This window comes from Actinomadura spongiicola, assembly GCF_003432485.1.
GTDB classification, from domain to species: domain Bacteria; phylum Actinomycetota; class Actinomycetes; order Streptosporangiales; family Streptosporangiaceae; genus Spirillospora; species Spirillospora spongiicola.
The window spans coordinates 383,472-404,111 of record NZ_QVNQ01000006.1; the positions used below are offsets into that span (position 1 = coordinate 383,472).

General features: G+C 68.7%; 25 protein-coding genes. 19 read left to right on the top strand and 6 right to left on the bottom strand.

Annotated elements, in window-relative coordinates; translation table 11 throughout:
- Positions 1 to 42: 42 nt before the first annotated feature.
- From D0T12_RS21465 to D0T12_RS21475, 3 genes are all read left to right on the top strand, one after another.
- Entirely contained in the window at positions 43 to 225 is a 183-nt protein-coding gene (locus tag D0T12_RS21465; protein WP_325050832.1) for a hypothetical protein, read from the top strand.
- Positions 226 to 645: 420 nt separating this feature from the next.
- On the top strand, positions 646 to 1,263 hold the full coding sequence (locus tag D0T12_RS21470; protein ID WP_117401430.1) for a DUF47 domain-containing protein: 618 nt from the start codon (positions 646 to 648) through the stop codon (positions 1,261 to 1,263).
- Positions 1,260 to 2,456 (top strand): inorganic phosphate transporter, encoded by a 1,197-nt coding sequence (locus D0T12_RS21475; RefSeq protein ID WP_233526203.1) that lies wholly within the window; start codon positions 1,260 to 1,262, stop codon positions 2,454 to 2,456. The genes D0T12_RS21470 and D0T12_RS21475 overlap by 4 nt, the downstream gene beginning before the upstream one ends.
- A 28-nt stretch (positions 2,457 to 2,484) precedes the next feature.
- On the opposite strand, the gene D0T12_RS21480 is transcribed toward D0T12_RS21475, so the two are convergent.
- Positions 2,485 to 4,164: a bifunctional metallophosphatase/5'-nucleotidase gene (locus tag D0T12_RS21480; protein WP_117401431.1), complete on the bottom strand. Its 1,680-nt coding sequence runs from the start codon at positions 4,162 to 4,164 to the stop codon at positions 2,485 to 2,487.
- 98 nt (positions 4,165 to 4,262) lie between these two features.
- Here D0T12_RS21480 and mshD point away from each other — a divergent pair, with 98 nt between their 5' ends.
- The 5 genes from mshD to pstB all read left to right on the top strand — a co-directional run bounded on the left by mshD (position 4,263) and on the right by pstB (position 9,921).
- Entirely contained in the window at positions 4,263 to 5,123 is an 861-nt protein-coding gene (mshD, locus tag D0T12_RS21485; protein WP_117401616.1) for a mycothiol synthase, read from the top strand.
- A gap of 909 nt (positions 5,124 to 6,032) precedes the next feature.
- Positions 6,033 to 7,136: a phosphate ABC transporter substrate-binding protein PstS gene (pstS, locus tag D0T12_RS21490; RefSeq protein ID WP_117401432.1), complete on the top strand. Its 1,104-nt coding sequence runs from the start codon at positions 6,033 to 6,035 to the stop codon at positions 7,134 to 7,136.
- A gap of 92 nt (positions 7,137 to 7,228) precedes the next feature.
- Positions 7,229 to 8,224: a phosphate ABC transporter permease subunit PstC gene (gene pstC / locus D0T12_RS21495; protein ID WP_117401433.1), complete on the top strand. Its 996-nt coding sequence runs from the start codon at positions 7,229 to 7,231 to the stop codon at positions 8,222 to 8,224.
- Positions 8,221 to 9,126 carry a phosphate ABC transporter permease PstA gene (gene pstA / locus D0T12_RS21500; RefSeq protein WP_233526204.1) on the top strand — a complete coding sequence of 302 codons (906 nt, stop codon included), beginning with the start codon at positions 8,221 to 8,223 and terminating at the stop codon, positions 9,124 to 9,126. Before pstC ends, pstA begins: the two co-directional genes overlap by 4 nt.
- A gap of 18 nt (positions 9,127 to 9,144) precedes the next feature.
- Positions 9,145 to 9,921, top strand: a complete 777-nt coding sequence (gene pstB, locus D0T12_RS21505) for a phosphate ABC transporter ATP-binding protein PstB (RefSeq protein WP_117401434.1) — start codon at positions 9,145 to 9,147, stop codon at positions 9,919 to 9,921.
- A gap of 6 nt (positions 9,922 to 9,927) precedes the next feature.
- On the opposite strand, the gene D0T12_RS21510 is transcribed toward pstB, so the two are convergent.
- The gene (locus D0T12_RS21510; protein WP_117401618.1) at positions 9,928 to 10,644 is read right to left on the bottom strand and encodes a winged helix-turn-helix transcriptional regulator; all 717 of its coding nucleotides are present in this window, start codon (positions 10,642 to 10,644) and stop codon (positions 9,928 to 9,930) included.
- A gap of 200 nt (positions 10,645 to 10,844) precedes the next feature.
- On the opposite strand from D0T12_RS21510, the gene D0T12_RS21515 reads away from it, so the two are divergent.
- The 10 genes from D0T12_RS21515 (at position 10,845) to D0T12_RS21555 (ending at position 16,935) form a co-directional block, all read left to right on the top strand.
- Positions 10,845 to 11,105, top strand: a complete 261-nt coding sequence (locus D0T12_RS21515) for a MoaD/ThiS family protein (protein WP_117401435.1) — start codon at positions 10,845 to 10,847, stop codon at positions 11,103 to 11,105.
- A gap of 116 nt (positions 11,106 to 11,221) precedes the next feature.
- On the top strand, positions 11,222 to 11,920 hold the full coding sequence (locus D0T12_RS21520) for an LmeA family phospholipid-binding protein (protein ID WP_117401436.1): 699 nt from the start codon (positions 11,222 to 11,224) through the stop codon (positions 11,918 to 11,920).
- 48 nt (positions 11,921 to 11,968) lie between these two features.
- On the top strand, positions 11,969 to 12,484 hold the full coding sequence (locus D0T12_RS21525; protein ID WP_325050833.1) for a sigma-70 family RNA polymerase sigma factor: 516 nt from the start codon (positions 11,969 to 11,971) through the stop codon (positions 12,482 to 12,484).
- A complete protein-coding gene (locus D0T12_RS21530; RefSeq protein WP_117401438.1) occupies positions 12,481 to 13,182 on the top strand; it encodes an anti-sigma factor family protein in 702 nt (233 codons plus the stop codon). The genes D0T12_RS21525 and D0T12_RS21530 overlap by 4 nt, the downstream gene beginning before the upstream one ends.
- A gap of 38 nt (positions 13,183 to 13,220) precedes the next feature.
- Positions 13,221 to 13,643 (top strand): thioredoxin family protein, encoded by a 423-nt coding sequence (locus D0T12_RS21535; protein WP_117401619.1) that lies wholly within the window; start codon positions 13,221 to 13,223, stop codon positions 13,641 to 13,643.
- A gap of 117 nt (positions 13,644 to 13,760) precedes the next feature.
- Entirely contained in the window at positions 13,761 to 13,826 is a 66-nt protein-coding gene (locus D0T12_RS37430; RefSeq protein ID WP_353819285.1) for a putative leader peptide, read from the top strand.
- Between the two features lie 76 nt (positions 13,827 to 13,902).
- Positions 13,903 to 14,340, top strand: coding sequence for a DUF4395 domain-containing protein (locus D0T12_RS21540; RefSeq protein ID WP_117401439.1), 438 nt, complete (start codon positions 13,903 to 13,905; stop codon positions 14,338 to 14,340).
- Positions 14,337 to 15,176 carry a sulfurtransferase gene (locus D0T12_RS21545; RefSeq protein WP_117401440.1) on the top strand — a complete coding sequence of 280 codons (840 nt, stop codon included), beginning with the start codon at positions 14,337 to 14,339 and terminating at the stop codon, positions 15,174 to 15,176. Before D0T12_RS21540 ends, D0T12_RS21545 begins: the two co-directional genes overlap by 4 nt.
- A 28-nt stretch (positions 15,177 to 15,204) precedes the next feature.
- Positions 15,205 to 15,513: a DUF1416 domain-containing protein gene (locus D0T12_RS21550; protein ID WP_117401441.1), complete on the top strand. Its 309-nt coding sequence runs from the start codon at positions 15,205 to 15,207 to the stop codon at positions 15,511 to 15,513.
- A 117-nt stretch (positions 15,514 to 15,630) separates the two neighbouring features.
- Positions 15,631 to 16,935, top strand: a complete 1,305-nt coding sequence (locus D0T12_RS21555) for a hypothetical protein (RefSeq protein ID WP_147339579.1) — start codon at positions 15,631 to 15,633, stop codon at positions 16,933 to 16,935.
- Here the strand turns inward: D0T12_RS21555 and D0T12_RS34930 are convergent.
- Genes D0T12_RS34930 through D0T12_RS21565 form a run of 3 tightly spaced genes read right to left on the bottom strand, consistent with a single transcriptional unit; the run spans position 16,820 to position 18,584 of the window.
- Complete coding sequence (locus D0T12_RS34930; protein ID WP_147339580.1) at positions 16,820 to 17,398, bottom strand: hypothetical protein; 579 nt, start codon at positions 17,396 to 17,398, stop codon at positions 16,820 to 16,822. The genes D0T12_RS21555 and D0T12_RS34930 overlap by 116 nt on opposite strands.
- Entirely contained in the window at positions 17,395 to 18,000 is a 606-nt protein-coding gene (locus tag D0T12_RS21560; RefSeq protein WP_147339581.1) for a hypothetical protein, read from the bottom strand. The genes D0T12_RS34930 and D0T12_RS21560 overlap by 4 nt, the downstream gene beginning before the upstream one ends.
- Positions 17,997 to 18,584 (bottom strand): hypothetical protein, encoded by a 588-nt coding sequence (locus D0T12_RS21565; protein WP_147339582.1) that lies wholly within the window; start codon positions 18,582 to 18,584, stop codon positions 17,997 to 17,999. Before D0T12_RS21565 ends, D0T12_RS21560 begins: the two co-directional genes overlap by 4 nt.
- 172 nt (positions 18,585 to 18,756) lie before the next feature.
- On the opposite strand from D0T12_RS21565, the gene D0T12_RS21570 reads away from it, so the two are divergent.
- Positions 18,757 to 19,890 carry a S8 family serine peptidase gene (locus D0T12_RS21570; RefSeq protein ID WP_158581575.1) on the top strand — a complete coding sequence of 378 codons (1,134 nt, stop codon included), beginning with the start codon at positions 18,757 to 18,759 and terminating at the stop codon, positions 19,888 to 19,890.
- A 97-nt stretch (positions 19,891 to 19,987) separates the two neighbouring features.
- Here the strand turns inward: D0T12_RS21570 and D0T12_RS34935 are convergent, their stop codons facing one another.
- Positions 19,988 to 20,545, bottom strand: coding sequence for a hypothetical protein (locus D0T12_RS34935; RefSeq protein WP_147339583.1), 558 nt, complete (start codon positions 20,543 to 20,545; stop codon positions 19,988 to 19,990).
- Positions 20,546 to 20,640 lie beyond the last annotated feature (95 nt).

A 20,640-nucleotide genomic window follows, 5' to 3' on the forward strand; every position in this document is an offset into this window, starting at 1 on the left:
GCCTCGGACCTGGGTGTGGGGAACGAACGGAGGTGGACGCTGGTGCGACAGTACCTCGATTTGCGCGTCCACGACCGTGTTGCGCTGGACGAGATCGAACTCTATGCCGAGATGCTGAGCGCGGTGGCGGCGGCCAAGCGACCGCTGACCGTCGCGGAGATCGACATGGTGCTCGGAGTGCGGTCCGACGAAGCCGGTCGTCGCGAACTGACGCCACGGGACTGAGAGCGTCCCAGGGGGTCCGGGAGGGCGTCCTCCCGGAAGAAGAGCGAAAGCAGTCGCACGGGGCGAGCCGGGGACGCGTTCGCCGCGTCCCCGGCTCGTCTCATGCGAGGGGCCCGTCATGCGAGGGGCCCACGGCCGGTTCGCCGCCGAATTCGGTCGACCTCCCGGCCATCGCGCTCTGTAACAAATCTCACTGGTGACCTCAACCGGCCTTGACCGGAGGATCCCGCCGAACCACCCCGAAACGCCGTCCGTCCCCCGCAGATAGGGGCCTCCTGCGAGGTATGTACCCGATGATCCGGGGCAATCCTGGAAGTGAGAGGATGAAGGACACCAGCCGAAGCTGGGGCAAAGGTTCTTTTTACGGCTGGTAGCGCCTACGATCCTCTGCGGACTGTTCCGGCACATCAGGAGAACGACGTGCGCTTGCGTCTCACGCCGCGTGAGGACAGCTTCTACGACATGTTCGCCGATTCCGCGAACAACCTGGTCACCGGCGCCAGGCTGCTCGTGGAGCTCATCAGCGACGATGCCGACCGGGCAGCGATCGCGGAGAAGATGCGCGCCTGCGAGCACGCCGGCGACGAATGCACTCACGCGATCATGCGGCGGCTGAACGAAACGTTCATCACACCCTTCGACCGCGAGGACATCTACCGGCTGGCCTCGACGATCGACGACGTGATGGACGAGATGGAGGAGGCCGCCGACCTCGTCGTCCTCTACAAGATCGACGAGTTCCCGAAGGGCGTCGTCCACATGGTGGAGGTGCTGGAGCGGGCTGCGGAGCTGACCGCCGAGGCGATGCCGAGGCTCCGGTCGATGAAGGAGCTCAACGAGTACTGGATCGAGATCAACCGGCTCGAGAACCAGGGCGACCAGATCTACCGCAAGCTGCTCGCGCAGCTGTTCAGCGGTGACTACGACACCCTGACCGTGCTGAAGTTGAAGCAGATCATCGACCGGCTGGAGGACGCGGCCGACGCGTTCGAGCACGTCGCCAACACGGTCGAGACCATCTCGGTCAAGGAGTCATGAGCGTGGAAGACGAGTCGCCGGAAGGGCGCGCCAGCGCCGTCGGCGGCCCGGTCGGCGTGGCGTTGACCAAGGACCAGCCCGCGGGCGCCGAACCGACGCTCGGTGAGCAGGTCCGCCGCGGCCCGGCCAGGTTCTGGCCCGTCCTGCTGGTCGGCTTCCTCGCGGTGGTCCTCGCCGGAGCCCTCGGCCTCCGGTCGGACGCGCAGACCGCCGTGCTCATCCTCGTCGTCGTCATCGCGCTGGTCTTCGACTACACCAACGGGTTCCACGACGCCGCCAACGCCATCGCCACCTCGGTGTCCACCCGCGCGTTGACACCCCGGGCGGCGCTGCTGATGGCGGCCGTGATGAATCTGATCGGCGCGCTCCTCGGCGTCGAGGTCGCCAAGACCGTCAGCGAGGTCATCACCCCGCCGACGGGGCTGCACGGCCTCACCGTGGTCGCCGCCGGCGTGCTCGGCGCGATCACGTGGAACCTCATCACCTGGTACTTCGGGCTGCCCTCCTCGTCCTCGCACGCCCTGATCGGCGGCGTGGTCGGGGCCGGGTTGGCGTCGGCGTCCTCGGTGAGCTGGAGCACCGTCGTGGAGAAGGTCGCCATCCCGATGGTGATCTCGCCGGTGGCGGGGTTCGGCCTGGCCTATCTGGTGATGATCGCCATCCTGTGGATCTTCCGCCGGGCCAACCCCGGTCGGATCTCCCGCCGCTTCCGGATCGCCCAGTCGCTGTCGGCGGCGTCGATGGCGCTCGGCCACGGCCTCCAGGACGCGCAGAAGACGATGGGCATCATCGTCCTCGCCCTCGTCACCACCGGCCACTCCGACGGCCAGGACGTCCCCCTCTGGGTGATCATCGCCTGTGCGGGCGCGCTGTCCCTCGGCACCTACGCCGGCGGTTGGCGGATCATGCGGACGCTCGGCCGCAAGGTGATCGAGCTGGACCCTCCCAAAGGATTTGCGGCTGAATCAACAGCCTCCATGATTCTTTACGCCACCGCTTACATCTGGCACGCTCCAATTTCGACGACGCACACGATCACGTCCTGCATCATGGGCGTCGGCGCCACCAAGCGGCTGTCGGCCGTCCGGTGGGGGGTCGCGGGCAACATCGTCACCGCGTGGATCCTCACCATGCCGATGGCCGCGTCGGTGGCCGCCGTCGTCTACTTCGTCGTCCACTTCTTCGGAGGCTAGGGCGGGCGTCCCGGCCGGGGCCGCGAGGTCACCGGCCGGAGATGCGGTCGAGCGGCGGCGGCGCGATGGTGCCCTGCTCCGCGAAATAGGCGACGAGGGCGTCCAGGTCGATCGGGCCGAGTACCTGGTCGGTCCCCTCGGTGAAGACGCTGAATCCGTCGCCGCCGCCGAGCAGGAAGTTGTTCGCCGCGACCCTGTAGGTGGCCGACGGATCGATCGGTGTCCCGTCGACGGTGATCCCGGACACGCGGTCGCCGACGGGCCTGGACCGGTCGATCGTGAAGCGCAGGTTCGCCGACGGCTGGAGGATCTTCTCCCCGGCGGACGTCCACTGCTGTTCGAGAAGGGCGTCGAACCGCGCCCCCGTCAGGGACACCACGCCCATCACGTTGCTGAACGGCTGGACGGCGAACGCCTCGCCGTAGGTGACCACGCCGTCGCCCTCCGAGCCGCTCGCCGCGAACGTCAGGTCGGTGCGGACACCGCCCGGGTTCATCACCGCGACCTGCGCGCCGAGTCCCCTCATCGAAGCGAGCTGCGCGTCGGCGATGACGTCGCCGAGCGCGGTCTCGCCCGCGGGCGACTGGGCACGGGTGAGATCGGCGGTGATCCTGCCGACGGGCTTGTCGGCGATCTCGGAGACCCGCTCCTTCCACGTCTGGACGAACCGCTCCGTCGCCGGATCAGGGGCGATGTCCCGTGTGACGACATGATTGTCGCCCCGCACGGCGGACCGGACGATATCGCCCGTCCGGCGGTTCACCCGGAGATCGACCTGGGTGATCACACGTCCGAACGAGGACCCGGACGAGAACAGCCGCGGCCGTCCCTCCGGGTCCTTGACGGTGCAGAGGTACTGCTGGTGGGAGTGTCCGGACAGAACCACGTCGATCTCCGGGTCGGCCTGCGCGGCGATCCGGGAACCGGCCCCGGGCTGGACGCCGCACTCGTCCGGGCGGGACCCGGGCTCGACCTGGTCGCCCTCGTGGACGAGCAGGACCATCGCGCGGACGTTCCGCCGCCTCAACTCACGGGCGGCGCGGTTCGCGGCGGCGACCTCGTCGACGAACTCCAGGTCCTTGATGCCCTCGGCGGTGACGATGCTGGGAGTGGTCTTGGTGACGACGCCGATGAAGCCGATCCGCACACCGTTGATCCGGCGGATCGTCCACGGCTTCATGGCGGGCCTGTGATGCCGCTTCTTCAGCACGTTCGCAGCGAGGTAGTCGAACCGCGCACCGCGCCACGTGCCCGCGGGAGAACAGCCGTCGACGGGGTGGCACCCGCCGTGCTGGATGCGCAGCAGCTCCCGGTAGCCCTCGTCGAACTCGTGGTTGCCGACCGCGGAGGCCGTGACGCCCACGTCCCCGAGGAACTGGACGGACGGCTCGTCGTGGTAGGCCGCGGAGATCAACGGCGTGGCACCGATCAGGTCGCCCTGCGCGACGGTGAGGGTGTCGCGGTCACGCAGCCGGTTGAGATGGGCCGCGACATAGGCGGCGCCCCCGGCGAGAACCGTGTCGCCGTTCTCGTCGATGACCCTGCCGGAGCTGCCGGACGGCGGCTCCAGGTTCCCGTGGAAGTCGTTGAGCGCGAGCAGCCGTACCGGTGCCGTCGGGGCCGGATGCGCCGCCGCGGGCCGCGCGGCGAGGCCCACGATGGTCAGCCCCGCCGTCGCGCAGGCCAGGAAGGTGCGTCGTCGAGTCATGCCGTGGACGGTAGGCGCGCCCGGCATACGCCTCCCGGCGGCCCGATGACGTTTCTGTGACAACTTGATCAGGGGATTCGCCGCATACAGTGTGGATCATGGACAAGGTGCGCCCGATGGGCGACGGCGATACCGCTGACGTGCTGGAACTGGTCGAGGCGGCCGCGGACGCCGACGGGGTCGGGCCGCTGTCGGAGCACACGATGCTGGCCCTGCGCGGCGCCCGCGCGGGAACGGTGATCCGCGACCGCGGCGTGATCGTGGCGTACGCGCATCTCGATCCGGCGGACGGTGACGAACCCGCGGCGGCGGAACTGGTCGTCCACCCGAAGCATCGGCGCCGCGGGCACGGCCGCGCGCTCCTCCGCGCGCTGAGCGCCGAGACGAACGGCCCCCTGCGGATCTGGGCCCACGGCGACCTACCTGCCGCAGCGGCCTTCGCGCACGCGGAAGGTTTGACCCGGGCCCGCGCCCTCTTCCAGATGCGCCGCCCGGCATCCGACCCACTCCCGGAGCCGCACCTCGCGGAGGGCATCACCCTGCGGACCTTCGAACCCGGCCGGGACGAACGGGCATGGCTGGAGGTGAACGCCCGCGCGTTCGCCGACCATCCCGAACAGGGCTCCTGGACGATCGAGGACGTCCGCGACCGCGAGGCCGAGGCCTGGTTCGACCCGGCCGGCTTCTTCCTCGCCGAACGCGACGGCCGCCTCGCCGGTTTCCACTGGACGAAGATCCACCCGGACAACATCGGCGAGGTCTACGTCATCGGCGTCGCCCCGGACGCGCAGGGCCTAGGCCTCGGCCGCGCCCTCACCCTGACGGGCCTGCACCACCTCCGCGCCAGGGGCGTCGACCAGCTCATGCTCTACGTGGACGAGTCCAACACCGCCGCCGTCCACCTGTACGAGTCCCTCGGCTTCACCCACCACGCCGTAGACGTCATGTACGCCACCTAGCAATCACCGCCCCAGCTCTCCTCGCCACACAGCCGGCCGAAATAGAGCCGCCTCACATACACACCACAAGCCGATGCTCCCCCGGAAGGATTCAGTAGGTGTCGGATTGGCTATTCGCCATGAAGTTGCGGCTTGTGTCCGCGATGAGGGGGAACGCGACGGCGAGCGCGCGGAGCGTGCCGTCAACCTTGTCGGAGATCTCCAGTGTGTACTCGTTTCCCGAACCTGTTGAAGAAGTCCCTGGTGCCACGCACTTTCGTTCGCCAGTTCCTGGTGGTGACCAGGCGGGCGATGGACGAGAAAGGCAGGACCGGTCCGACGGCGAAGCCGATCACCTCGCCCGCCGGGCCGGTGACCCTCGTCCACACACGCTGCGGGAACCGCTGCCGCTTCTCAAGCCGCAGCAGTTCAACGGTCGGTTCCTCCGCCTGGAGTCGGTCGCCGTGGCGAGAACGCTCCGTCGTTCGTCGCTGAAGGTGTACCCCAGAAGCCCCGTTTCGTCATCGAAACCCTCGTTCGTCACGACAGGACAAGTGCCGAACTCGTTCGTATGGCGTAACTCCCCGCACGGGGTGAGCAAGGTGTCGAGAGCGGCTGGGTCCTCTGGCCGGGCTTGTCGTGTGGAAGCGGTTCGGCGGCGGTGAGCGGAGGCGTTTTAAACCTGGATTGTCCTGTCTGGGGGAGTTCTTTGCGCTTGTGAGCTGCGTTGTTAACCGGGCGGACATGACAAATCGGGGCATTCTTCGCAGGCGCGGTCATCTGCGTTCATCGATCGTTCACCTGGATCGGTGGGGCTGGTCACCTGGCGTGCCTAGCGTCGCTGTCGACGGTGACCCCGGCGTCTGTAGAGAGCAGCGGACCAGGACCGGCCCGGGGGGCCGCCCGACGAACTATTGAGGAGACCCTCCGGTGAAGAACGGTTCCCGACTTGCCGCCCTCGGCGGCGTGGTCGTCGCGGGGGCGTTGGCCCTCACCGCCTGCGGGAGCGACAACAACACGACGAAGAGCTCGGCCAACGCGCCGGTCGGCGACATCGACTGCGCGAAGGGCAGTGTGAACGCGGCCGGTTCCAGCGCGCAGAAGAACGCGGTCGAGGAGTGGACGAAGGTCTACGCCAGCGAGTGCGCGGGCGCCAACCTCAACTACAACCCGAGCGGTTCGGGCGCCGGCATCCAGGCGTTCACGAGCGGCCAGGTGGCGTTCGCCGGTTCGGACTCGGCCCTCAAGCCCGAGGAGGTCGCCCCGGCGCAGCAGCGCTGCCAGGGCAACCCGGCGCTGAACCTGCCGATGGTCGTCGGGCCGGTCGCGGTCGTCTACAACCTGCAAGGCGTGGACGGTCTGAAGCTGTCGCCCGAGACGATCGCGAGCATCTTCTCCGGCAAAATCAAGAAGTGGAACGATCCGGCCATTGCAAAGGAGAACTCGGGCGCCAAGCTCCCGTCCTCCGACATCAAACCGATCTACCGGTCGGACGAGTCCGGCACCACCGACAACTTCACGAACTACCTGAACAAGACCGCGCCGAGCGTCTGGACGTGGGAGAAGGCCAAGAAGTGGCCCAACTCCACCGGCCAGGGCGCCCCCAAGTCGGACGGCGTCACCAGCCAGGTGAAGAGCACCGCGGGCGCGATCTCCTACGTCGAGATGTCGTACGCGGAGAACAACAAGCTGCAGACCGCGCACGTCAAGAACGGCGCCGGTGAGTACACCGAGCTGTCGCCGGACAGCGCGTCCAAGGCCGTCGCCGGAGCGGAGATCGTCGGCACCGGCAACGATGTCGCGCTGAAGATCGACTACACGACCAAGGAGCCGGGCGCGTACCCGATCGTCCTGGTCACGTACGAGATCGCGTGCACGAAGGGGCTGCCCGCCGAGCAGGCCAAGTTCGTCAAGTCGTTCTTGACCTACACCTCCAGCGCGGCCGGCCAGAAGATCCTCACCGACGTCGGTTACGCGCCGCTGCCGCAGAGCGTGCTGACCAAGGTCCAGACGTCCGTGAAGGCCCTGTCCTGACAACGGACGACGTCCCCCGCCGCCCCGCCACCGACGATCTCGGTGGCGGGGCGGGCGTGGGTGCGGCCGATGTGATCCAAGGAGGACCCCCCATGAGCAGTGAGAGCGGTGTCGAGACGCGGGCCGCCGAGGCGCAGGTGGGCGCGCGACACCGCGCCACCGGCGCCCGGATGAGCACCGGACGCGCGGGCGACAGGATCTTCGCCGGGGCCGCCCGCGGCTCCGGCATCGCCGTGCTGGCGATCGTGGCCGCGATCGGAGCGTTCCTCGTCTGGAAGGCCGTGCCCGCACTCCAGGAGAACGAGGCGAGCTTCCTCACCAGCGAGGAATGGAACCCGAACGCGACGCCGCCGAGGTTCGGCATCGCGCAGCTGGCGTTCGGGACGGTGATGTCCTCGCTGCTGGCGATGCTGATCGCCACGCCGGTCGCGATCGGGATCGCCCTGTTCATCTCGTTCTACTCGCCGCGGCGGCTGGCGGCCGGACTCGGCTATGTCGTCGACCTGCTCGCCGCCGTCCCCAGCATCGTGTACGGGCTGTGGGGCCTAGCCTTCCTGTCCCAGCACATGGAGGGGATCAGCAAGTTCCTGAACGGCGCGCTCGGCTGGATCCCGCTGTTCGGCGGCGACAGTCCCGGCAAGAGTTCGATCTTCACCGCCTCGGTGGTGCTGGCGATCATGATCCTGCCGATCATCTCGTCCATCTCCCGCGAGGTGTTCCTCCAGGTCCCGCAGGCCCATGTGGAGGCGTCGCTGGCGCTCGGCGCCACCCGCTGGGAGATGATCCGCATGTCGGTGCTGCCGTACGGGCGGTCCGGCATGATCGGCGCCTCGATGCTCGGCCTCGGCCGGGCGATGGGAGAGACGATCGCCGTCGCGATGGTGCTGACCTTCGTGCCCGGGATCAACTGGCAGATCCTGGAGAACGGCGGCGCCACGTTCGCGGCCAACATCGCCAACAGCTTCGCCGAGGCGTCCGTCAACGGGCGCGGCGCCCTCATCGCCTCCGGCCTGGTCCTGTTCGTGATCACCCTGGTCGTCAACATGGCGGCCCGCGCGGTCGTCGCGCGCCGGAAGGAGTTCGTGTGACCACCCACTCGACGGGCCTGACCACCCACTCGACGGGCCTGACCCCGGTCTCACCGGGCCGGAAGGTCAAGGACCGGCTCGTCCAGGCCCTGGTGTACCTCGCGTTCGCGCTCGCCGTCATCCCGCTCGTGTCGGTGCTGTGGACGGTCGTCGTCAACGGCGCCAAACGGCTCGACCTGACGTTCTTCCAGTTCTCCATGAACGGGATCGGCGGCAGGGACTCCGGCGGCGGCGCCTACCACGCCATCATCGGGACGCTGGAGCAGGTCCTCATCACCAGCGTCATCGCCGTTCCCCTCGCCGTGCTGACCGCGATCTACCTGGTGGAGTACGCGGGGAACGGCCGGCTCGGCAAGGCGATCAGCTTCACCGTGGACGTGATGACCGGTATCCCGTCCATCGTCGCGGGCCTGTTCGTCCTCGCCCTGTGGCTGCTGACGGTCGGGTTCGGCTTCTCCGGGTTCGCGGGGGCGCTGTCCCTCACGATCCTGATGATCCCCACGGTGGTGCGGGCCACGGAGGAGATGCTGAAACTCGTCCCGAACGACCTGCGGGAGGCGTCCTACGCGCTCGGCGTGCCCCGCTGGCGGACGGTCTGCTTCGTCGTCCTGCCCACCGCCATGACCGGCATCGTCACCGGCGTGATGCTCGCCGTCGCCCGCGTGATGGGGGAGACCGCGCCGCTGCTGCTCACGATCTTCTTCACCAAGGCGATCAACAACAACCCGTTCGAGGGCCCGCAGGCGTCCCTGCCCACCTTCATCTGGGACCAGGCGTCCGACCCCAACCAGAACTCGATCGACCGGGCGTGGACCGGCGCCCTCGTCCTGATCGGGATCATCATGCTGCTCAATCTGATCGCCCGGTTCGTCGCCCGGCGCAGCGCCCCCACCGGCCGCTGACCCCTAGAAAGGACCACCATGGCCAAGCGGATCGAAGTCTCCGGGCTGCACGCCTACTACGGCGGCGTCCACGCCATCGAGGACATCTCGATGACGGTCGAGCCGCGCTCGGTGACGGCGTTCATCGGACCGTCGGGCTGCGGCAAGTCCACGTTCCTGCGCACCCTCAACCGCATGCACGAGGTCATCCCCGGCGCCCGCGTCGAGGGCAAGGTGATGCTGGACGACGAGGACCTGTACGACTCGGCCGTCGATCCCGTCGCCGTCCGCCGCGTCGTCGGCATGGTGTTCCAGCGGCCCAACCCGTTCCCCACCATGTCGATCTACGACAATGTCGCGGCGGGTCTCAAGCTGAACGGCGTCCGCCGCAAGGGCAGGCTGGACGAGATCGTCGAGGAGTCGCTGCGCGGCGCCAACCTGTGGAACGAGGTCCGGGACCGGCTGAGCAAGCCCGGCGCGGGCCTGTCCGGCGGTCAGCAGCAGCGTCTCTGCATCGCCCGCGCCATCGCCGTCCAGCCGCAGGTGCTGCTGATGGACGAGCCGTGCTCCGCCCTCGACCCGATCTCCACCCTCGCCATCGAGGACCTCATCGAGAAGCTGAAGACCCAGTACACGATCGTCATCGTCACCCACAACATGCAGCAGGCCGCCCGCGTCAGCGACCGCACGGCCTTCTTCAACATCGCCGGGACGGGCAAGCCGGGCAGGCTCATCGAGATCGACGACACCAGCAAGATATTCACCAACCCGGAGCAGAAGGCCACCGAGGACTACATCACCGGCCGATTCGGCTGACCCGGTTCAGGCGCGGGCGGGGCTCTTGTCCTGCGACTCGTCGGGCCGGTGGTCGGGGACGAAGCGGTAGCCGACGTTGCGGACGGTTCCGATCAGGGACTCGTACTCGGCGCCCAGCTTGGCGCGCAGGCGGCGGACGTGGACGTCCACCGTCCGGGTGCCGCCGAAGTAGTCGTAGCCCCAGACCTCCTGGAGGAGCTGCGCGCGGGTGAACACGCGCCCCGGGTGCTGGGCGAGGTACTTCAGCAGTTCGAACTCCTTGAACGTGAGGTCGAGGACACGGCCCCTGAGCCGGGCGGTGTAGGTGGCCTCGTCGATCGTCAGGTCGCCGCTGCGGATCTCGCCCGGTGTCTCGTCGGCGTCGTCGGACGCGGCGGCGCGACCGGCGGCGAGCCGCAGCCGCGCCTCGACCTCGGCGGGCCCGGCGGTCTGGAGCAGCACGTCGTCCAGCCCCCACTCGGGGGTGAGCGCGGCGAGACCGCCCTCGGTCACGACGGCGAGGAGAGGGCAGTCGAGCCCGGTGGTGCGCAGCAGCCTGCACAGGCTCTTCGCCTGGACCAGGTCGCGGCGCGCGTCCACCATGACGACGTCGGCGGGCGGCGCGTCGATGAGCGCGGACGCCTCGGCGGGCGCGACGCGCGTGGAGTGCAGCAGGAGCCCCAGCGCGGGCAGGACCTCGTCGGAGGGCTCCAGCGCGTTGGTCAGCAGGAGCAGACTGCTCACGTGCCGCCTCCCGTCCACAAAGACGTCAGGACCCAGGCGGCTCATCCTCAAGCCCGCCGACGGCCGGTGGCTCAAGGACGAGGCGGCCATGAAGGGCTCTCAGATGAACTCCATGGCCTCGTCGCCCGGATCCCTCCTCAGAGCATAACCGAGTCGCTGGTGGTGGCCAGGGGGTACTGGGGAGGCGGCAGTATGGACGTATGGCCATGGGGACGGTGCGGTACTGGGCGGCGGCGAAGGCCGCGGCGGGGACGCATGAGGAGCCGTACGACGCCGGGACGCTGGCCGAGGCGCTGGCCGCGGCGGTGTCGAAGCACGGGCGGGGCGGGGAGTTCGAGCGGGTCGTCGCGCGCAGTTCGTTCCTCGTGGACGGGACGCCGGTGGGGAGCCGGCCGCACGAGTCGGTGACGCTGCCGGAGGGCGGGGTCGTGGAGGTTCTTCCGCCGTTCGCCGGCGGTTGATCTCATCGTGGTGTGACATTTCGGGTCATGACGTCATTCTCCGGTGCGACGCTTTCCTGGCCGTCCGCGCACTATGGTGTGGCGACGCGCACGTCGCAGCCCCCTGAAGGAGACCCATGCGGAAGGTACTGCTTGTCCTGCTGATCCTGGTCGCCGTCGGCCTGGTCGCCGCCGACCGGATCGGGGTCCGGGTGGCGGAGGACAAGATCGGTGAGCAGGTGGCCGCGCAGTACAACATGCAGGAGCAGCCCGAGGTCACCATCCACGGCTTCCCCTTCCTGACGCAGGCGCTCGGCGGCGACTACGACCACATCGAGGTCGCCATCGGCGAGTGGACCGACCAGGGCGTCACGGTCACCGGCGTGAAGGTCGAGATGCGCGGGGTGAACGCGCCGCTGTCGGAGGTCACGCAGGGCAGCGCCGCGAACGTCACCGCCCGTACCGCGACCGCGTCCGCCGTCGTCCCCTACGCCGCGATCCAGAAGCGCGCCCCCGAGGGCGTCAAGGGGATCAGGCCGAAGGGCGACGACCTGGAGGTCGACCTGGAGGGGAACGTCCTCGGACGTTCGGTGACCAGCACCGCCATCGTCGCGGTCAAGCCGACCGCGCGGGGCATCGCGGTCACTCCCCGGTCGGTGGCGTCGAACGGGGGCCCGCAGGTCCCGCTGGCCCTGGTGCGGCAGAGCTTGACGTGGACGGTCCCGCTCGCCGACCTGCCGGTCGGGTCGCGGATCAGCGAGATCCAGCCGACGCCGGACGGGCTGCGGGTCGCCGCCACCGCCGAGAACGTCCGGTTGAACGATCTCCAGCGGTGATCACGCGGCACCGGTGAACCGGTGAGGAAACGCATACGTGTCAGTGGTGTGGGTCCCACCGCGGATGAGGCGTTGCTGCGCGCCCTGTACAGCGAGCACGGCGGTCCCCTCCTCGGATACGTCCTGCGGCTGACGGGTGGGGACCGCGCCCAGGCCGAGGACGTCGTGCAGGAGACGCTGCTGCGCGCCTGGCGGAACCCGCAGGCCCTTGCGGGACGTCCCGTCCGGCCTTGGCTGTTCACGGTCGCGCGGAATCTGGTCGTGGACGCGCACCGTGCCAAGCAGTCACGACCCCCGGAGACGGGTATCGACGACCATGTCATGATGACCGCGTCCGGCTCGGACGACATCGACCGGGCCCTTGAGTCCTGGACGGTCGCGGAGGCGCTCGCGGGGCTGAGCCCCCCGCACCGGGCCGTCCTGGTGGAGACGTACTACAAGGGCCGGTCGGTGGCGGAGGCCGCGAAGACGCTCGGCATACCGCCCGGCACGGTCAAATCCCGGACCTACTACGCGTTGCGGGCGCTCAAACTCGCACTGGAGGAGCGGGGGTTGGCGCCATGAACGACTGCGCCGACGTGCGCACCTCGCTGGGGGCCTACGTGCTCGGCTCGCTCGACCCCGCCGACCGGGCCCGGCTGGAGTCCCACCTGCCGGGCTGCCCCGCCTGCCGGGACGAACTGGCCGGCCTCGCCGGGTTGCCCGCGATGCTCGGACGGGTCGACGAGGCGCAGCTCGCGCAGATGGCCGGGCCGCCGCCGGAACTCCTGGACGGCCTGCTGACCCGCGCCGCCGGACGGCGAACCGGACGGCTCACCTCGCTACGGCGACGCGCGGGATGGGCGCCGCTCGCGGTCGCCGCGTGCCTGCTACTGATCGTCGGCGCCCTGTTCGGCGGCCTCGTGTTCCCCTCCGGGACGGACGAGACCGCGGCACCGCCCCCGCCCTCGGCCTCCGCCCGCGGCGCCGAGCGGATCGCCGCCACGAACCCCGAGACCAAGATCAAGGGGTATGTGCTGCTCAAGCAGAAGAAATGGGGCACGGAGGTCGAACTGCATCTGGCGGGCGTCCCGAAGGGGTCGCGCTGCCGCCTGCTGGTCGTCGCGCGGGACGGGCGGCGGGACGCGCTCGGCAGCTGGTACGTCCCCTACGACAAGGGCTACGGCGCCTACACCGGCTCGACGATGTTCCCGCGCGGTCAACTGTTCTCCCTGGAGATCGTCGGCCTGGACGGCGCGCCGCTGCTCACGATCCCGACCTGAGGGGAAGAACACACGACCCCCGAGAGTTGTCCCTGTCGATGACGGGTGCACTGACAGCGGTGGCCGTACTGGCCGCCGCCACGCTGTTCGGCCTGCTGTGGCGGCGCCGTGACGGCGTCCTGCGCGAGCGGAACGGGAACGACGAGGTGAGCGAGATACTGGCGCCGGGCGACCTCGGAACCGACCTCGGTGAGAAGGCCACCCTGGTGCAGTTCTCCAGCGCGTTCTGCGCGCCGTGCCGGGCCACGCGCCGCGTCCTCGGCGAGGTAGCCGGCATGGTCGACGGAGTCGCCCACGTCGAACTCGACGCGGAGGCGCACCTCGACCTCGTCCGCAGACTGAACGTCATCCGCACGCCCACCGTCCTCGTTCTGGACGCCGCCGGACGCGTCGTCCGCCGCGCCTCCGGAGCCCCGCGCAAGCCCGACGTGATCGCGGCCCTGGGAGAGGCCATCCCGTGAGCCATACCAGGATGACCTGGGCTAAGACGAATGTCACTGTCTCGGAAGGCGAGACGGATGTGACAGCGCGTGGATTGTCGGCTTAACATCGTGTCCGTGCGTGACTGGACAGAGCAGATGCTCACGAAGCGCCGCGCGGTCGATTTCTGCCGCGTGGCCGCCTCGCTCTGTCGCATGGCCTGAGGCATCGAGCCCGTCCGCCCCCGAGCACTTTCCACCCCAGCTCGTACGCACGCTTCCTCCGCCATGGAGAACCCCGATGCAGGTTGATCCGCGTGGGCCGCGCTTCGGCGCGTCGGTCACGACAGCGGTCCTCGTCGCGGTTCTGGTGACCGGAAGCTGGGTCCTGCTCGCCGCCCAGGCCGTCGTGTTCGCCCTAGCGGCGTTCCTCGGTCTGCGGTACGCCCCGTACGGACTGCTGTTCCGAGTGCTGATCCGTCCCCGGCTCGCTCCGCCCAGGGAACTGGAGGACGCGGCCCCGCCCCGCTTCGCGCAGGGCGTCGGCTTCGTCTTCGCCCTGGTCGGCATGGCCGGATACGCGACGGGGACCATCTGGCTCGGTATCGGTGCCACCGCCCTCGCCCTGGCGGCGGCGTTCCTGAACGCGGCGTTCGGGTTCTGCCTCGGGTGCGAGATGTATCTGTTCTTCCGCCGTGTCACTGCGAAGTTTCGCTCCGAGAGGGAGGTCCCCGCATGAGCCGCTCCGACGTCCTGGTGGACACCGACTGGGTTGAGTCCCACCTGGACGACCCCGGTCTCGTTCTCGTCGAGGTCGACGAGGACGTGTCCGCCTACGACAAGGGCCACATCCGTGGCGCCGTGAAGATCGACTGGAAGACCGAGCTGCAGGACCCGGTCCGCCGCGACTTCGTCGACAAGACCGGGTTCGAGCAGCTGCTGTCCGCCAAGGGCATCGCCAACGACGATCTGGTGATCCTGTACGGCGGCAACAACAACTGGTTCGCCGCGTACGCGTACTGGTACTTCAAGCTGTACGGGCACGACAAGGTGAAGCTGCTCGACGGCGGCCGCAAGAAGTGGGAGCTCGACTCGCGCGAGCTCGTCACCGACGTTCCGACCCGTCCGACGACCGACTACAAGGCCCAGGAGCAGGACCTGTCGATCCGCGCCTTCCGCGACGAGGTCGTGGACGCGATCGGCAACAAGAACCTGATCGACGTCCGGTCCCCGGACGAGTTCAGCGGCAAGCTGCTCGCGCCCGCGCACCTGCCGCAGGAGCAGTCGCAGCGTGCCGGGCACGTCCCGACCGCGCGCAGCATCCCGTGGTCGAAGGCGGCCAACGACGACGGCACGTTCAAGTCCGACGAGGAGCTCCGGGAGCTGTACGCCGAGGCGGGCGTCGACCTGAACAAGGCGACCATCGCCTACTGCCGGATCGGTGAGCGCTCGTCGCACACCTGGTTCGCGCTCCGCGAGCTCCTCGGTCTCCAGGACGTCAAGAACTACGACGGATCCTGGACCGAGTACGGGTCGCTCGTCGGCGTCCCGATCGAGCTGGGCGCCCCCAAGTAAGTCCACGACTTTCCACCCAGGAGGAGTAATGACCCAGGGCTGCGCAGCCCCTGAGCAGACGGCGCACCTTCCCGCGACCGTCGACCTCACCAACGAGGCCGTCATCCAGGGCACCGTCACCCGTGACGGCGCCCCCGTGTCCAGCGCCTACGCCCGCCTGCTCGACTCGTCCGGTGAGTTCACCGCCGAGGTCGTCACCGGCGAGGAGGGCGTGTTCCGGTTCTTCGCCGCCGACGGCGACTGGACCGTGCGCGTCCTCGCGGCGGGCGGCGTCAGCGTCGACAACGCCGTCACCGCCAAGACCGGTGAGGTCGCCGGTCTCGAAGTCGCGATCTGACCTGCGTCGTTCAACGGATCCCGCCGTCCCGGTCAGCCGGGAGGGCGGGATCCGTTGTGCGTGGGGTCGGCGTCCCGGCGTACGTTTCCGCTTCCTGAATGCCCTACGATCGGCGCGATGTTGCGAATGTCCGCGCGATCGCCGCTGATCCTGCCGTGGGCCACGCTGAAACTCGCGGGACGGTTCCTGCTGCCGCTCGCCCTGTGGTTCACGGTGGGCGAGCTGCTGCGCTACGGCGCGATGTACGGCGGCTACCGGCTCGGCTCCATGAAGGGGACGGCCGCGACCGTCGCCCCGATCGCCACCATCGGCCTCCTGGTCGTCATCACGCTGACCGTCGCGGTGCTGATGGTGCACAGCGTCCGGGAGGGCCTGGACGTCGTGCACGCCCGCGAGGCGGACGGCGACCTGACCCCGTGGGCCGTCGGCAACGAGGAGTCGGTGATCGGCGCGCTGGGACGCGCCGCGCTCCCGTTCGTCATCTTCTACCTGGCGTGGGGGCTCCAGGGCGAGGACGCCCGCGAGTTCGCCGACATGGCCGCGAGCCGCGGCTTCGCCGAAGGCGGCATCCAGGGGCAGATCGACAGCCTCGGGATGCTGCTCTCCCTGGAGAAGCACATCGGCCTCGCGATCGGCCTCACCACCGGGCTGTTCGTCCTGAAGGTCGCGGCGGAATGGCGGCTGGAGGAGCGGCTGCCCCGCGCCGTCGGCGCCCTCGTCGCCTTCCTGGAGATCAACTTCGCGTTGTTCGGCATCTTCACCATCGACCATCTGCGCAACAAGGGCACCGAATGGTTCACCGGACGCCAGGCGTGGGCGTGGGTGACCGACGTCGCGGGCCCCGCCCTCCAACTGTGGGGGCCGTTCAAGGAGGCGGTGCTCGGCGCGCTGATCTGGCTGGTGATCGCCGGTGTGATCCTCGGGCTGGACGCCAGGGACGAGCAGATCGTCCTCGGACGGAGCCGGGCCGCGCAGCGGCTCGCCCGCGCCGGCGGCGTCGACCGGGTGAACAGCCCCCGCGAGATCCTCACCCGCGGCCTCCGGGAGATGTGGCTGCCCGCCTGGTACGGGCTGCGGCTCGTCCGCCGCTCCGGAATGATGCCGTTCGCAACCTTCTGCCTACTCTTCGCCGGTCTGGACCTGGCCGAGGAGGGTTCGCGCCGCTTCGTCTACGAACTGATCGGCCCGCACGAGGTGACCTGGTGGATCCGGGCGCTGCCGTTCGTCGGATACGGAACGGCGGTCGTCTTCGAGATTCTCCGGATCTGCCTGCTCGCCGCCGCGTTCAACCTCGTCATGGCGAGGGTCACCGCTCGAACCGCAGCGAAGGCCGTGGATCCCCCTGACCCTTCCGTTCCGTCTTCGGCGCCCGTATCACCAGCTCCAACGAGCCCGCCATGGTACGGGGCACAGTCCCCTTGACGGTGACGCGGACCGCGACACCCGGCCGAGGCTCACCCACCCGCGACCCCATCGCCGACCACTCACGCCCCTCGTCGTCGACGAACCGGTAGACGAGCCCGTAGGAACCGACCGCCTTGGCGCTGGCGGCGTCCCCGGGACGAACGACGACCGCGAGCCGCAACTCCGTCACATCGTTCGACCCGCCGCCTAGGGGCCGCCCCTCCTCACGCCCCATCACCTTCCACTGCGCGCCGACAAGCTCCCCGATCTGCCCCGGCCCGACAGTGCTCACCTTCTCCGGGGGTTCCAGGTGCTTCCGGACGTTGTTGGTCTCGTCCAACCACTGCACGGCGAGAAAGGTGGAAACAGCGCACACCAGGGCGATCGCCTGCACGATGCGCCTGTCCAGGGGACGCAGCCCTCGCTCGTCTTCGGCCTCCACCTGGACGATCGGCTGCGGCCTGGTCTCCGCCGCCGTCACGGTTCGTCCACCTCGACGTCGTAGCGGTCGACGGCCCGCCGGACCAGCTCGTCCACCCGGCCACCGGTGAGACCCAGATCGATGTCGGCCGCCGCGGACAGCTGCGGCAGCAACCCGCCCGTCCCGACGACCAGATGCGCCCCCTCCAACCGGTGCTTCGGCAACTCGAACACGAACACGGTCGGCGTCCAGATCACCGGCTCGAACGTCGGCGGGGACACCGTGGACGCGGAGCCCATGCGCGGGTCGTCCCTAAATGTGTACCCGCCGGGCGTCTCCAGCTCCGCCGACCGCAGCTCCAACGGCTCACGGTGACTCGTCGCCCGAACCCGGACGATGAGGTAGATCCCGTCGGTGCCGACCGGCGGAGGATCGCCGAGACTGAGCCCCGGCGAGAGCGACCGCGCCGCCTCCACCTTCTCGACCCTGATGCTGAAGAACCGGTTGCGAACCTCTTCACCGACCGTCCCGCCGCTCCGGATCGGCTCCAACTCCGCCGCCCGCACCTGAGGCCGCAGCGTATGCAGCCACATCGCCCCGGCAAGGAGCGCCGTCCCACCGATCCCGGCACCACCCTTGAGAAGCACCATCCGCACATTCATCGGCGGCCCACCCTGGGCTTCCGCGCACGCTTCTTGGCACGCGGCGTCGGACGCGTCACCTGCGGCTCGCTCACGGCAAGCGTCAACCGACCGACAAGCCGGTCGTTCTCCCGGTCGACCGTCCAGTTGAAGGTGCTATCGGTGAACCCGTGGCCATACGTCCACTTGCGCAGGCCCACGGTCAGTTTCTGCGGCGCGTCCGCCGGCCCCATCTTCCACATGGCGGACGCCTCGACCGGCAGCCCCGGCTGAACGACATCCGTCTTCGCGCCCCCGGCGACGCCCTCGACCTGCTCGGGCTTCACCCATTTGCCCGCCCTCGTCAACGCCGCGACACCGTCCGCGAGCCCGCCCGTGTTGAGCGGCTCGGTCTCCTTGCCCTTGTTGACGACCCTCATCCGCACGATGAGGAACCGCTCCTTCTTGCTCCCGAAGGCGGCGTCCACCAGCCCGATCCGCGCGTCCCGGACGGTCACGGCGAACAGCCCGAGGTCAAGCCCGCTCCCCGCGGCCCTGACCGGCTGCTTCGGCCTCTCCTCGAACCCACCCGTAACCCACAGCACCGGCACAAGCACGACCACCACGCACAACGGCACCATCCACCGCCGCCACCGCCGCCGTCCTCCCTCAGAACCCGGAGGAATAGCCGCATAAGACTGCATCCGCCAGATGGTAGTCCCCAATGTCCGCAAAATGTCTAGCCGCGAACGCATAGGGTGTCTGTCGATCATGCCGCGAGTTCCTGGAGGAAGACCGATGCGGCGTCCGTCCACACTCTCCTTAGCCTCGGCCCTCGCGCTGTGCGCCGCCTTCGCGTTCCCGCTGTCCGCCCAGGCGGCGGCCTGCGAACAAGAACTGGTCTACGGCAGTCCCGCGCAGGAGCTCCCCCCACAGCTCTGGCCACAGGAGCGCCTGAACTTCACCGACGTCTGGCAGCACACCCGCGGCGCGGGCGTGAAGGTCGCCGTGGTCGACAGCGGCGTGGACACCGCCCACCCGCAGTTGAGGGGACACGTCAAGGCGTTCGACGTGACGACGAGCGGCCTCAAGGACTGCGTCGGCCACGGCACCGCGGTAGCCGGCATCATCGGTGCCGCGGACATGCGCGACAAGGGCATCCCCTTCGTCGGAGTCGCCCCCGAGGCCGAAATGGTCTCCGTGAAGATGGCGGTGAAGGCCAGCGGAAACGATTCCCGCTGGGCCGCACAGGCCATTAAGAAGGCGGTCGACCTCGGCGCGCGGGTCATCAACATCTCGTCCCAGTCGCCGGACCTGCCCGACCTGCGCCAGGCCGTCCACTACGCACAACAACGCGACGTGGTGATCGTCTCCGTCGCCGGAAACCTCACCGACCGCACCAAGCAGACCCCGCAGAAGGCGTATCCGGCGAGCTACCCCGGCGTGATCTCCGTCGGCGCCCTGGCCCAGGACGGGACACTGGCCGGCTTCTCCAACACCGTCACCCCCGTCACCGTCACCGCACCCGGCCAGTCCGTCATCAGCACCTGGCCCCGCGGCTCCTACAAACTCGACGACGGCACCAGCCTCGCGGCCCCCTACATCGCCGGTACCGCCGCCCTGATCCGCGCCTTCAACCCGAACCTGACCTACCAACAGGTCAAACACCGCATCGAAACCACCGCCGACGGCGCCCAAGCCCAGGGCACCGGCTCCGGCGTCGTCAACCCCCTCCGCGCCGTCACCACTGTAGAAACAACCACCGGCAAGGCACCCCCACCCAACATCCACCGCGTCTCCATAGACCAACCACTCCCCAAAGACACCGTCGGCCGCAACCTGGCCCTCTCCATAACCGCCGCCGCCCTCGCAACCGCCGCCATAATCGCCACCGCAGCCGTAGTAATCCCCCACACCCGCCACCGCCCCTAACCCCCACAACTGCAACAAAAGCGCCGCGCATGACCCGACCCAAGAAGAACCATTGGCCGCGTCTTGCCGCCGGCCACCAACCAACGATCGTGGATGCTCAGCGCATGCTGGTCGATTCGTTCCACAACGTCCCCGCCGATCGCTGGACGGCGGCCCGAAAGACTTCGGACCCCACCTTGAAGGTGTCGAGCTCGCACACCTTTACGCCAGCGTGTTCTGCCTTCCACTCTGGTTGATACACGCGCTTAGGTAGTTGAATCGGTGCCTGCTTCGGCCAAGCCATCAGCCATTCGCCCTTCGCTGGAGCAGGCGCCGGAACAATTCGCACTTCCTCCAGTTGGGTCCAGAGAATCCGAGTCGTTCTACCCTTTGCTCGCACTTCCATGGCGCCGTCATCCACGCGAAACTCCAGCGGGTTGTACGCGTACGAGAGAACTGATAGACCACCGAGGAATAGAAAGAAAAAGAAAAGTAACGACATCATGCCGATGACCGGGTTCCAACCATAGATCACGCTCAACACCGTCAGGCTGAGCATAAGCGCGGCCAGTCCTAAAGCCCCCAGTGCGGACTGCCATATCGGCTTCTTATTTGCGTGGAGAACTTGAGAGTACATCGCCTCACCAAACTTGGCTGTTGGGCGTAAACCGCCCATAGGTCGGCACCGGGTTAGCCTATCTTAGTAAAAATTTCTGTGGCGAGCGGCTTGATCTCGGCCACAAAGGAAGGGAAGCAGAAAACAAAGAAACG